At 43.2% G+C, this 12,196-nt stretch carries 10 protein-coding genes, 1 tRNA gene and 1 pseudogene; 3 read left to right on the top strand and 9 right to left on the bottom strand.

What is annotated here, in order from left to right:
• Nucleotides 1-186: 186 nt before the first annotated feature.
• The 5 genes and pseudogenes from NXS07_RS17050 to NXS07_RS17025 all read right to left on the bottom strand — a co-directional run bounded on the left by NXS07_RS17050 (nt 187) and on the right by NXS07_RS17025 (nt 4,054).
• Nucleotides 187-1,107, bottom strand: a complete 921-nt coding sequence (locus tag NXS07_RS17050; RefSeq protein ID WP_038222732.1) for a hypothetical protein — start codon at nt 1,105-1,107, stop codon at nt 187-189.
• 82 nt (nt 1,108-1,189) lie between these two features.
• On the bottom strand, nt 1,190-1,405 hold the full coding sequence (locus NXS07_RS17045; RefSeq protein WP_038222734.1) for a helix-turn-helix transcriptional regulator: 216 nt from the start codon (nt 1,403-1,405) through the stop codon (nt 1,190-1,192).
• Nucleotides 1,406-1,600: 195 nt separating this feature from the next.
• A pseudogene (locus tag NXS07_RS17035) lies at nt 1,601-2,434 on the bottom strand (DUF6387 family protein).
• Nucleotides 2,435-2,577: 143 nt separating this feature from the next.
• A complete protein-coding gene (locus NXS07_RS17030; protein WP_258087207.1) occupies nt 2,578-3,792 on the bottom strand; it encodes a tyrosine-type recombinase/integrase in 1,215 nt (404 codons plus the stop codon).
• 174 nt (nt 3,793-3,966) lie between these two features.
• A tRNA-Ser gene (locus tag NXS07_RS17025) sits at nt 3,967-4,054 on the bottom strand.
• A 182-nt stretch (nt 4,055-4,236) separates the two neighbouring features.
• Between NXS07_RS17025 and tusE the strand changes: the two genes are divergently transcribed.
• Nucleotides 4,237-4,566: a sulfurtransferase TusE gene (tusE, locus tag NXS07_RS17020; RefSeq protein WP_038209730.1), complete on the top strand. Its 330-nt coding sequence runs from the start codon at nt 4,237-4,239 to the stop codon at nt 4,564-4,566.
• A gap of 14 nt (nt 4,567-4,580) precedes the next feature.
• Here the strand turns inward: tusE and yccX are convergent, their stop codons facing one another.
• On the bottom strand, nt 4,581-4,859 hold the full coding sequence (gene yccX / locus NXS07_RS17015) for an acylphosphatase (protein ID WP_038209732.1): 279 nt from the start codon (nt 4,857-4,859) through the stop codon (nt 4,581-4,583).
• A 222-nt stretch (nt 4,860-5,081) separates the two neighbouring features.
• On the opposite strand from yccX, the gene hspQ reads away from it, so the two are divergent.
• Entirely contained in the window at nt 5,082-5,402 is a 321-nt protein-coding gene (gene hspQ, locus NXS07_RS17010; protein ID WP_172664684.1) for a heat shock protein HspQ, read from the top strand.
• A 64-nt stretch (nt 5,403-5,466) separates the two neighbouring features.
• Here the strand turns inward: hspQ and NXS07_RS17005 are convergent, their stop codons facing one another.
• Complete coding sequence (locus NXS07_RS17005) at nt 5,467-5,880, bottom strand: CoA-binding protein (RefSeq protein WP_038221510.1); 414 nt, start codon at nt 5,878-5,880, stop codon at nt 5,467-5,469.
• Between the two features lie 19 nt (nt 5,881-5,899).
• Complete coding sequence (gene helD / locus NXS07_RS17000) at nt 5,900-7,954, bottom strand: DNA helicase IV (RefSeq protein WP_258087206.1); 2,055 nt, start codon at nt 7,952-7,954, stop codon at nt 5,900-5,902.
• 66 nt (nt 7,955-8,020) lie between these two features.
• Here helD and yccS point away from each other — a divergent pair, with 66 nt between their 5' ends.
• On the top strand, nt 8,021-10,183 hold the full coding sequence (gene yccS, locus NXS07_RS16995; RefSeq protein WP_258087205.1) for a YccS family putative transporter: 2,163 nt from the start codon (nt 8,021-8,023) through the stop codon (nt 10,181-10,183).
• A gap of 60 nt (nt 10,184-10,243) precedes the next feature.
• Here the strand turns inward: yccS and NXS07_RS16990 are convergent.
• Nucleotides 10,244-12,196: AMP-binding protein (locus tag NXS07_RS16990; protein ID WP_258087204.1), on the bottom strand; the 1,953-nt coding region annotated here is incomplete at its 5' end.

The following is a 12,196-nucleotide window of genomic DNA, read 5'->3' as shown; positions in this document are numbered from 1 at the left end:
ATGAGGATCGCAAATTAACCGCGTCGCTAAATGATACGCGCATATTATGACCAGACTGCAAATATGCCGTCTGATTATATATCAATGAGTTAGGTAACTGACCCAAAGTTATTGGGGCAGCCAAAGTGAGGACTTCAACAGTAGGACTCCTTAACCTCAAGGAGTCCCTATAGTTAATAATTCCCATCACAGCACCTCTCGCAACTCTATTCCTTTCGCTGTGTAACCCTGAACCCGAACACCCTCGACACGGTGGCGCTTCTTAGTCAGAAAACGGATGTGATCGGCATAGACATAGAGCCACTGACCATCTACAGCAATGCGATCGAAGGCTCTCACTGGTCGTTTTGCATACTGGACAAATGGAGTAAACCTATTGATTTTATTTATTTCTTTTATCCCGACCCCCTTATCATTTCCTGTTTTTCTGTATAACCAAAATCTCTCACGTTTTCCGGTTAGTTTTCTTGTGCGAACGGGAACATAACCCAACCGACGCATAAGCTTGCTGAACTCAGCATCATTACGGATTAACTGGTTTAAATATTCCAATGGCTCACGTCTCCAGCCTTTCATCTGATAGCACTTCGCCAGTTCATGATGCTTATTGAGAATGGTGTACTTATCTGGCTGGTTTGGATTGCGGTATAAAATCCAGTTATCCACGGCCTGTTTCCGTTGCTTCTGGTCAATCAGTAACGCGAACGTCGCTAAAGGCGCACCATTTTTACGTGAGTTATATTCAGAACTGATTGAAGTAATGATATTCAAGGCGTAGCTATCGATATCCTTTAGCTGGACAAATCCATAATAGCTATCATTATTCAATGCGTTAACTGGGCACACCTCTGAATGATACTCAAAGGATTGTTTATCCTTACCTACCAGCCCTATATCACTATCTGCATCGTGAACCGATATACCAGAATTAAGCCAAACAAGCCCCTGTCCGTTATGGCGTAAACCCAAGTCAGTGAGTGTGCAAATACCCTTGTTAATTGCCGTCCAGTTACCCGAAATAACCGCCTTACGGATAATTGAAATATCACTCTGGCTGAATTTAGGGTGAGTTTGACCATTGCCAATCAAGGCAGTAATTTTTTCCATGATGTTATTCCTTAATTAGCAGGTTTACGACTATACGGGTTATTTACGTTTTCCACTGTTGGCAGGAATATAAGGCTTTTCATTACATCACCTCGCCACGAGATTCAGAAATACGTTGATCTATCCAACCATCAATTTCTGACTCAATAAAAGCGATTGAACGAGTGCCAATTTTGACTTGCTTCGGGAATTTATTATCTGCGATGAGTTTGTAGATCCACGCTTTACCGTAACCAGTTCTTCGCTGAACTTCGGGTAAGCGGATAAGGTTTTCTTTAGGTATTGTGATTGCTGGCATGTAGCCCTCCTGTTATCTAATCCTTGATTTGTCTTAGTAGACGTTTGTTGAATACAGGAGGTATTAAATTTCAAAACGCAAGTTAATGCGAGAGATGATAATTCATTAATTTTACTACGAATCTAAATGCTATGATTTTCGCCCCGAAGTGAAAAGTCGCTGTTATCACTCCGAAACGAAAAAAGAAAAATTCCATTACATTATTAAATCAATTTTGCTTTCCAGCAGCGCCATTGCTTTAGGTTTAGTCACTAACCTTAGTCTGTCTGTTATGTTAACTTCATATTCATTAGGAAATAGTAAATTAGCCATCTGATATTGAGTGATTTTCTGTCCAGATATTATTTTCCATAAATATAAATCTATATATGGCAAAACCTTATTCTCAGCCAATTTAGATAAATCATTATCTGATATTTTTTCTGTTTTAGTGCCTATGTTTTCTTGCTTTCTTTTTTTCTTTAATCATTCTGTAAAATCATTAATGATTAAATCGTCGTTCTTATATAAGTCGACATGTATATAAGGAGGGGAATTTATATCTTGTTCATAAAAAGAGCCAGTAATGTTTAAATCAGAAGGAAAAAATTCATCCATGTCATAATCATGCCATGCGTATTCATACCCCATTGAATCTACGGGTACCCCTTCTTTTTCTTGGTATCCATCAATTACTTTGAACATCTTGTCAATGCTATTCATAATTTCAGGATGGTTTTTCCTGAGAGTACTATGTATATCAATGTATTCAAATAACCCAATCTCAGAAATGCTATCATCTCTAAGCTGGTCAATTCCTTTTTTTGAATTATTATAAATAATTGTGCTAGCTTCATTTGAATAAAACTTCAACATACTTATAGCATAATCCCTGCTCATTCCAGATGATAAACTTTTTTTCAAATCATTGGCGATCATTGCTTTGCGTTGCATGATTGCGTTCCACCAAGCAATTCTATTGAATTTATGGCAAATATCATAGTTATCTAAATCAAACCATTCGGGACAATAATCAGGCTTATTTTTCATCCGCCACCTCACGCCCTCATTCAGTAGGAGCTATGCCAGTCCGTAGAGGTGTACGGGTTTTCGGGGATCAGCCTAGACATAGCTTTATGCTTTAACGTCTTGGATAGTCTACTAAAGACAATTATTTCTGTCTATTTATCCAGTTAAGCACGTTTCCCAAATTTGCCATGCACCACATTTTCACCTCGTTCGAGTGCGTCCATGTAATTGGCATACCATTGAAGCATTTCCCGACGACCATCTAGATATTGGGCGTGATTGTAGGTTCCTCGGATGCTGTTCTTATCAACATGGGCAAGCTGCGATTCAATCCATGCAGTGTTATAGCCTTGTTCATGTAAGATGGTGCTCATGGTGTGCCTAAAGCCGTGACCTGTGGCTCTACCGCTATAACCCATACGCCTAATCATCGTATTTAATGCCATATCAGATATATGCTTTCTATAATCAGTACGGCTAGGAAAAATATATTGATAACTACCGCTGATTGGGTGTATCTGTTTCAGTAACTCAATAACCTGTTCAGACAATGGCACTATATGAGGGCGGCGCATTTTCATTTTTTCGGCCGGAATTTCCCATATACCAGTATCAAAATTAATTTCTGACCACTCAGCCTTTCTTAATTCGCCTGGTCGAACTCCGGTTAATATAAGAATCCGTAAAGCCACTCTAACAATCTGGCTTCCCATATATTTATCTATAGAAGAAAGGAATTCTGGTAACTCGCTTACTGAAAGATGTGCGTAGTGTTCACGCTTATGAGGAACAAAGGCACTAGCTAAATCTGGTGCTGGATTATACTCCGCCCTGCCCGTAATAATGGCGTACTTCCAAACTTCACCGCAACGCTGGCGGACTTTCTTCAATTTCTCAGTTGTGCCGCGCTTTTCCATAACAGAAAGCACTTCGAGTAGTTCCATTGGTTTAATGTCAGCAATCGGGCGATCACCTATATAAGGAAACACATCTTTTTCGAATGCGTCCATCATGTCGTCACGATAACCGACAGACCATCTATCTTTTCTACCTTCGTACCATTCGAGAGCGATATTTTTAAATGTATTCTCAGACTGGCTAATTGATGCGACTTTCTCCGCTTTTCTGGCTTCACTCGGATTGATGCCGTTAGCTACCTGTTTTCTAGCCTCATCTCTTTTAGCTCTTGCCTCAGTGAGAGTTACAACTGGGTAGATACCTAACGATATCATTTTAGTTTTACCTGTGAACTGATAACGATAGCGCCAACCTTTAGATCCATTAGTTTCAACTAACAAAGATAGCCCGTTACCGTCCGCCAGCGTATATGATTTTTCTTTTGGCTTAGCACGCTTGATTGCCATGTCTGTCAGCTTCATAAATCACCAATATTGTATAGGAAAATTGTAGAGGGAATTTCTATACAAAAAACTATACAACAAATTGCATAGATTTAGGAAGACGACGCTAGACCTTGAGAGAGTTAGATATTGAAGTTTTCTTTGATTTTACTGGGGAAAATAGACTTTAGGAGATGCTAGTAGAAGTGTAGATGGCGGAGGAGGAGAGATTCGAACTCTCGGATGGTTTCCCATCGGCGGTTTTCAAGACCGCTGCCTTCAGCCGCTCGGCCACCCCTCCGCGATGTCGTGCACTATAAACATCACTGTTCTCAATGTAAAGTATTTATCTGTTCAACTGCCGCTAAATTACTCACCTTGCTATTCGTTGGCTTATTTCTTCAGCAGATTTGGCGATCTTTCTTGGGAATAATGGTGATTTTTGCTAAATTGCTCCCATCGTTATTGGATGGTTAAAGAGTTATGTTGGTATTTAAAGATCGTGCGATCGAAACTGATGCACAAGGTTATCTAAAAAACAGCAGTGACTGGCAAGAAGATATGGCGTCACTACTTGCCGAACAGGAAGATATCACCTTGACTGAACAGCATTGGGAAGTCATACACTTTGTACGTGAATTCTACGAAGAATTTAATACTTCTCCCGCTATTCGTATGTTAGTCAAAGCAATTTCACAAAAATATGGTGAGGAAAAAGGAAATAGCCGTTATCTCTATCGCCTGTTTCCTAAGGGGCCTGCAAAACAGGCAACCAAAATTGCAGGCCTCCCAAAACCGGTAAAATGTATCTGACCTATCATCCGCCGCTAATGGCGGATGCTAAAATCGGTCATCTCCTCCACTTCACAAAGCTGAGATTTAAAGTGTTCAACCTTAGCCCCCGGTGGCCCTCCCTGCTCCAGCCAATGTGTCAACTTTTTAAGTTGCTCATCACTACTACAAGCAACAATTTTGACACTACCATCATCCATATTGCGAACATATCCCACTAGTTTATTTTTCTTTGCCCAACAATAAGTTTGATAACGGAAGCCGACTCCCTGTACCCGCCCATAAACATAAATAGTCATACCCTTTGTAGCCATTATTTCGTCCTCCCTCCTGACAAGATAATACGAACTTTGGCACGTCAAACCTACTTTTAGTATTGTATTTTATATATGCAACAGCTAACCTGAAATTATGAGGTGGCAGTCACATGCCATCTTGTTTGATTACAAAAAATTCCGTTTACCGAGTGTGCACTTGAAATTTACCTTACTGCCCTTATATAAGAATCTTTGCAAGGTTTCTTTGGAGGTGACTATATGATGATCGCCAGCAAATTCGGTATCGGTCAGCAAGTACGACATAAGCTGCTAGGTTATTTAGGTGTTATTGTAGATATTGATGCTGAATATTCTTTAGAACAGCCACAGGAAAATGATATAGCATCGAATGCTACCTTGCGTTCAGCCCCGTGGTATCACGTTGTGATGGAAGGTGATGATGGGCAGCCAGTCCATACCTATCTGGCAGAAGCTCAATTGGCTTACGAAATGTCAGATGATCATCCAGAACAATCTTCTCTAGATGAGTTGGCTGAATCCATTCGCAGTCAGTTGCAGGCTCCACGATTACGAAATTAAACGCCCCTGTTATTATCCAAACAATCCCAGTAAGGCGATGAGTAGTAAACAACCATCGCCTTATTCATTTTTCCATGGCCAAACGAGGAATTTCAATTTTTGGGCAACGATCCATCACAACATTCAATCCTGCATTTTCTGCCAGTGATTTCGCTTCTTCATTAATAACCCCTTTTTGCAGCCAAAATACTTTTGCACCAATGGCGACAGCTTCTTCAGCCACACCACTCGCAGCCTCGGCGTTGCGAAACACGTCAACCATATCAACCGACTGTTCAATATCCGCCAATTGGCTAACAACAGGCTGTCCTAACACTGTTTTTCCCGCCAATCTAGGGCTGACAGGAATGACGTGGTAGCCCTGATTAAGCAAATACTCCATGACCTTATAGCTTGGTCGGTCAGTTTTTTCACTCGCTCCTACTAATGCTATGGTCTTGGTATTTTTCAGAATGTCCGCTATGTATTGATCACTCATTTTGCCTCCCACTGTCATTCTATGGCTTGCGTTGGGTTGGCACGCCCAATTGTGTTAATTGATGAATGAATACCGACGGATTTTTCGGCTCCTGCATCAACCATACCTGTTTTTTCGCCCGCGTCAGTGCAACATACAAAAGCCGACGTTCTTCCGCATCGGGAAAATCTTCAGGCTGCGGCAATAATACCTGTTCCAACACGGATTCCCTTGCCGGCGCTGGAAAGCCATCCTGTCCCTGCTGCAATCCCAAGATAATGACATAGTCCGATTGCTGCCCTTTGGATGCGTGGATTGTCATAAATTCAATATTCAAATTCGGCCAGCGTGTAGACGCTTTTTTCAAAAATTCAGGTTTGAGATGGTGATAACGCCCCAACAACAGAATCGTTTCCTGCTTCGTGACATAACCACTCATTTTATTCAGCAGTGCCTCCAACTGCTCCTGCGGCAAAATCACGACTGATTTTTTATTCCCTTTTATCAGGCTATTGAGCGGTTTGTTCAATTGATTGGGATTTTGCCGGATAAAGCGGTTAGCAATCTCACCAATGCGATCATTGAAACGATAAGTGGTGTCCAAGGTACATTCCGCACCTTCCCCAAAATAGGTTGAGAATGCCGTTGTTAACGTTAATTCTGCACCACTAAAGCGATAAATTGCCTGCCAATCATCTCCCACGGCAAATAGATGGCTTTGTTTATTTTGCACTCGTAACGCCGCCAACAATTTTGCTCGCAATGGTGAAATATCCTGAAATTCGTCCACCAGAATATGCTTCCATGGGCTGATAAAGCGCCCTTTTTCCAGAATATTCACGGCTTGATGGATCAGGCCGGAAAAGTCCACAGCACCCTCAGATTTTAATGCCAATTTCCAAGCCTTCAGCAAGGGAGCCATAAGCCGTATACGTTTTTGGAATGTGTCAGCATAAGCAGGAGATGCCTGTTCAATCATCTCTTTCTGGCTGCCACCGTGCATTCGCATCAGCTCCAGCCAACGCTCCAAACGGTCAGATAATCGAATCGAGAGTTGTTTATCATGCCAATACTCCCCCTCAGGCAATTGCCAATCAAGCTCTTGATTCAACCATTCGCGCCAGCCTTTTGCCTGTACTTTTTTTTCACTGCACTGTTTTTGCCATTCCTGGATGAGAAAATCACGACGCTTCTGTGCATCCGTCTCTAATTCACTCATCTTGGGCGCTTTATTGCTACCCTGCTGAATAATATGCAATGCCAAAGCATGGAATGTTTTTGCCTGTATCTCTTTTGTTCCCAAGCGTTTCTGAATACGTTTATTCATTTCATCAGCGGCCTGGCGGCCAAAAGCCAGCAGCAAAATCTGCTCAGGAAGCGCTTGTTGACGTAATAACAGCCACCCTGCACGCGCAACTAGAACGGAGGTCTTTCCGCTGCCCGCTCCTGCCAAAACCAATATAGATTTTTCACCATTAACGACCGCCTGGCACTGAGAACGATTGAGTGACGTAGTTTCGATAGTTTGGAAAAATTCTGCATATTGCTGCAATATACGATCAACCCATTGCTGGTTAAGGATTTTAATCGTTTTTCCCCCCTCATCCAGCCAATCCAAACACATTCGATAATCATCACGACAGTTCTCAAATTGTTCGATTCGCGCTAATGGCAAAGGGAGCGCCTGAAATGCTTCCTGAATTTGCTGCTGTAATGAGAGCAAGTCCGCAGTTTTGAACCAGCGATCCTGCTGTGTGATTTTATTGATTTCATTGACTTGAGCGGCCAACACATCAGCACTGACATCACTCATGTCAAGGCTCCATTGTTGCCATTCTTTCAACAAGTAATGATAAAAGTGCTGTGTTTGCTGCCATTCCGTGCCATGCAGCCGAACAACTTTTCCTTCATGCAACTCAAATTCCAGTTCCCCCCAAACAATCCCTCGCTTACACTGAATACTCATTAACTGATTAAATGGAATAAGGTACTGGTGCTTATCACCGCTGACTTCAATACCAGCGTTAAGTAAACGCACCCTGTTATAAGGATGCTGGGCAAGGCGTTGGCCCATTTGCGTTGATTTGAGTTCCATTATCGTGGCACCGTACCTGAAAATTGTTGAACTACTCGATCACGTAAATGTTGTTAGGAGTATTTTGTGCTAACGGTTTTATCCAGCTCCCGTCATTTTCTGTATAACAGTCACGTCCTCTATTATATCCGTATATTTATTGCACTGACAGGAACGACCCTCGTCCCTTGGTTATTGGGGGAAGAGCCTAAAATGACGATCCCCCTGACATTAGGTGTTGTTGCTGCGGCATTAACGGATTTGGATGATCGTTTAGTTGGCCGCCTGAGCAACCTTGTGATTACCCTAGTTTCTTTCTTTGCCGCTTCTACGTCCATCACACTACTTTTTCCTTATCCGTGGCTTTTCATGGTTGGGCTAGCGGTGTCTACCTGTAGTTTTATTCTGCTCGGCGCCCTTGGACAGCGCTATGCTACCATCGCCTTTGGTGCCTTACTGATTGCTATTTACACCATGCTCGGTACATCGATATTTCCTCTTTGGTATCAGCAGCCTTTATTATTACTCACGGGTGCAATTTGGTATAACTTGCTGACGTTAACGGGGCATTTACTGTTCCCTATTCGTCCCTTGCAAGAAAATCTGGCACGCTGTTACCAGCAGCTTTCTGCCTATCTCTATGCTAAAACCAGCCTGTTTGACCCTGATTCCGAAGCTGAAGAATATAAGCAATCAATGTTTGATGTTGCCATGGCAAACAGCGCATTAGTTACCACGCTCAATCAAGCCAAAATTTCTTTGCTGAGCCGTCTGAAAGGCGATCGTGGGCAACGGGGCACGCGTCACACACTGCATTATTATTTTGTTGCCCAAGATATTCATGAGCGTGCCAGTTCGTCTCATGTTCAGTATCAAAAATTGCGGGAGACTTTTCGGCATAGCGATATTTTGTTTCGTTGTCAGCGATTGCTGTCCATGCAGGCTCATGCATGCGAACAGGTCTCGCAATCGATAATTCTCCGTAAGCCATATCAGCATAACTCACGTTTTGAGAATGCGTTCAACTATCTTGAAAGTTCCCTTGAACGCTTGAAAAATCAGCAAGGCGCTGACACGCAAATTATGGCGTTCTACAATTTGCTGAGAAATTTACGGGCGATTGATGCTCAACTATCAGGGCTGAATTCTGAGCAATCCCCACTTCTCCAAAACGCGTCTCAAAGTGGTAAGCAAGAGGATACTCAATTATCCAATGAAGCCTTAACTGGCTGGCGTGATGTCTGGTTCAGGATAAGCAGTAATCTGACGCCAAAGTCTGCTCTTTTCCGCCACGCTATCCGCATGTCGGCCTTGCTGTGTACCGGTTATGCCATTATTCAATTGTTTGATCTGCAACGTGGGTATTGGATTTTACTGACTAGCCTGTTTGTCTGTCAGCCTAACTACAGCGCGACCCGACGTCGGCTGGCACTGCGCGTCACAGGGACACTGGCTGGGATCTTGATTGGCTTGCCAATCCTCTATTTTGTTCCTTCCATCGAAGGGCAACTGGTGCTGATTATCATTTCAGGTGTGCTGTTTTTTGCCTTCCGTAATATTCAATATGCACATGCAACACTGTTCATTACGCTGCTGGTGTTACTGAGTTTCAATTTATTGGGTGAAGGATTTGAAGTTGCCTTGCCAAGAATTACAGACACATTAATAGGCTGTGGTATTGCTTTGCTGGCCGTCAGTTTTATCTGGCCAGATTGGAAATTCCGCCAGTTGCCGAGAGTGATTAACCGAACAATGATCGCCAATTGCCGTTATCTTGACGCTATTGTCGGGCAATATTACCAAGGCAAGAATAATAGCCTGAATTATCGGATCGCCCGTCGTGATGCCCATAATTGTGATGCTGAATTAGCATCCGTAATATCAAACATGGCATCAGAGCCCAAAAATTACCGTGTTTCTCAGGAAGAAGCCTTTCGCCTACTCTGTCTTAACCATACGATGCTAAGTTACATTTCTGCTTTGGGTGCGCATCGTGACCGGCTCAATGATCAGGTCATTCTGGATATTCTGAACGATGCAATTTTTCAGGTTGAATCGGCATTGCAGCAAGGATGGGTTGATGATGAACGCCTGCAACGCATTTCAGAGCGTCTGGCTGAGAGCATCAATCTGGTATCTTCTGATAGCAGCGGCAAAGTACAACTTGTATTACAACAAATAGGGTTATTGGTTGAACTTCTGCCTGAATTTGTTTCATTGATAAAACAACTCACACAGTCGGATATCTGATCATACAATCAATGGGCCTAAAATCAGGCCCACTAAATCAAAAATAGCAATAAAATTAACTTATATTGATATATTTCCCTCAATTGATAATTTGTCGATTATTTCTGCACTAACAATAGAAATAGATTCAAGAATATCAGCGTGAGAACGATCATTAACCAATTTAATCACTAATGGATTTGTCACCCATGCCGAAATATTATTATCCGGCATTTTTGCTATTAACTGATTTACCGTTAATCCAATATCTCCTTTATAATCTGAGTTCATTTGACCTGCTTTAAATAAAGTAATATTTGTATGCATTAATTTTCCACTCAAATTACAATTAACTATTTTATGTTCAAAAGGCATTGCATCCAACACTTTATTTATATAAGCATCCCCAACTCCCATTGCCTGCAATTTTATTGCAGCCTCACTAAGTACATATGACATATCTAATTGATTTTTAATTTCTGTTAATTGAACAGTATTGATCACTGTATCTAATAAGAATAGCTGAATATCTTTTGCACCATTCTGTTCTAATTGAAATGCAATCTCCATAGCTAATTGTCCTCCTAATGACCATCCTAAAATTTTAATAGGTTTATCAATAGAAGTTTCAGTCAAAATTAATTCCAAATAGATTTGAGCTATCTTCTGTAGTGACTCTATGTGATTATCCGTAAAGAGATTATAATTATCGATACCTATACAGTTATACACATCAGACAATGCTTTTGCTAAAGGATCATATACCTCACTACCGCAACCCGCCGCATGGATCATAAATAACTTATTCGTTGCTGTTGATTCTGGAGTTAATAAATTAAGTAAGTTGTATTTTAAACACCCGGATTCCAGCCATTCTGTTAATAAAGAAATACATTTGTGACTAAACAGTATGCTTAAAGGAATATCAATATCTATTTCACGGCGAATGGCTACCGTCAGCTTAATGGCCATCAGGGAGTTGCCGCCGATCCGGAAGAAATTATCCTCAATGCCGACCCGCTCCAGCCCCAGGACATCCTGCCAGACAGCACACAGCCGGGTTTCCAGCGCATTACGCGGCGCCACATAATCGTCCCGGTTCACCCACACCGGCACCGGTAACGCCCGGCGATCCAGTTTGCCATTCAGGGTCAGGGGTACCGACTCAATCCGGGTAAAACTTGAAGGCACCATGTAGTCCGGCAGGCGGGCGGACACATGCCCTATCAGAGTTTCATCCGACAGCACCCCCTCCGTAATCAGATACGCCACCAGCGCTTTATTCCCCTCATGTTCGCGATCAATCACCACCGCCTGCTTCACCTGCGGGTGCGAGGCCAGCGCGCTTTCGACTTCTCCCAGCTCAATGCGGTAGCCGCGGATCTTGACCTGAAAATCATTGCGCCCCAGGTATTCCAGATTGCCGTCCGGCCGCCAGCGCACCAAATCGCCGGTTTTATACAGGCGGGTGTAGCCCCGCGCCTGATCTTCTGCCGTGGCAAACGGGTTCACCACAAAATACTCCGCGGTCAGCTCCGGCCGGTTCCAATACCCGCGGGCCACACCAGCACCCCCGATGTAAAGCTCACCGGGCGCACCGAGGGGGGACAGGTTACCCCCACCTTCACACACATACAGGCGGGTGTTATCAATCGCCCGGCCGATGGGCACATTGCCATTAAATTCACCGGCGGTATCAAAATAGGTGACTTCAATCGCCGCTTCCGTTGGCCCGTAAAGGTTAATTAAGGCACTCGCGCCCGGATTAATGGTCTTAAACGCACTGACCTGTGATCCGGTCAGGGCCTCCCCGCTACAGAAAACATAACGGACAGTTTCCGCCAACCGCTGCCTTAAGGCCTGTAGCGACTGGCAGAAGGCACTGAGCATGGGCGGAATAAAGTGAACCACCGTTACCCCGGTTTCCTGCATCAGTTTATGCAGGGTTTCCGGCTGCCTATGGCTATCAGGCGGGGCAATCACAATACGGGCGCCGACCCAGTTAGCCGCCAGCAGTTCCCACACCGAGACATC

Source organism: Xenorhabdus bovienii, assembly GCF_024721015.1.
In the GTDB taxonomy this organism is placed as follows: domain Bacteria; phylum Pseudomonadota; class Gammaproteobacteria; order Enterobacterales; family Enterobacteriaceae; genus Xenorhabdus; species Xenorhabdus bovienii.
This window is presented reverse-complemented; position numbering and strand designations above follow the sequence as displayed.

Bases quoted from the DNA above. Each gene is read 5' to 3' on its own strand.
- hspQ (WP_172664684.1), top strand. From the start codon at position 5,082: ATGATGATCGCCAGCAAATTCGGTATCGGTCAGCAAGTACGACATAAG.
- yccX (WP_038209732.1), bottom strand. From the start codon at position 4,859: ATGGCTACAAAGGGTATGACTATTTATGTTTATGGGCGGGTACAGGGA.
- NXS07_RS17050 (WP_038222732.1), bottom strand. From the start codon at position 1,107: ATGGAAAAAATTACTGCCTTGATTGGCAATGGTCAAACTCACCCTAAA.
- NXS07_RS17005 (WP_038221510.1), bottom strand. From the start codon at position 5,880: ATGAGTGATCAATACATAGCGGACATTCTGAAAAATACCAAGACCATA.
- tusE (WP_038209730.1), top strand. From the start codon at position 4,237: ATGTTGGTATTTAAAGATCGTGCGATCGAAACTGATGCACAAGGTTAT.
- helD (WP_258087206.1), bottom strand. From the start codon at position 7,954: ATGGAACTCAAATCAACGCAAATGGGCCAACGCCTTGCCCAGCATCCT.
- NXS07_RS17045 (WP_038222734.1), bottom strand. From the start codon at position 1,405: ATGCCAGCAATCACAATACCTAAAGAAAACCTTATCCGCTTACCCGAA.
- NXS07_RS17030 (WP_258087207.1), bottom strand. From the start codon at position 3,792: ATGAAGCTGACAGACATGGCAATCAAGCGTGCTAAGCCAAAAGAAAAA.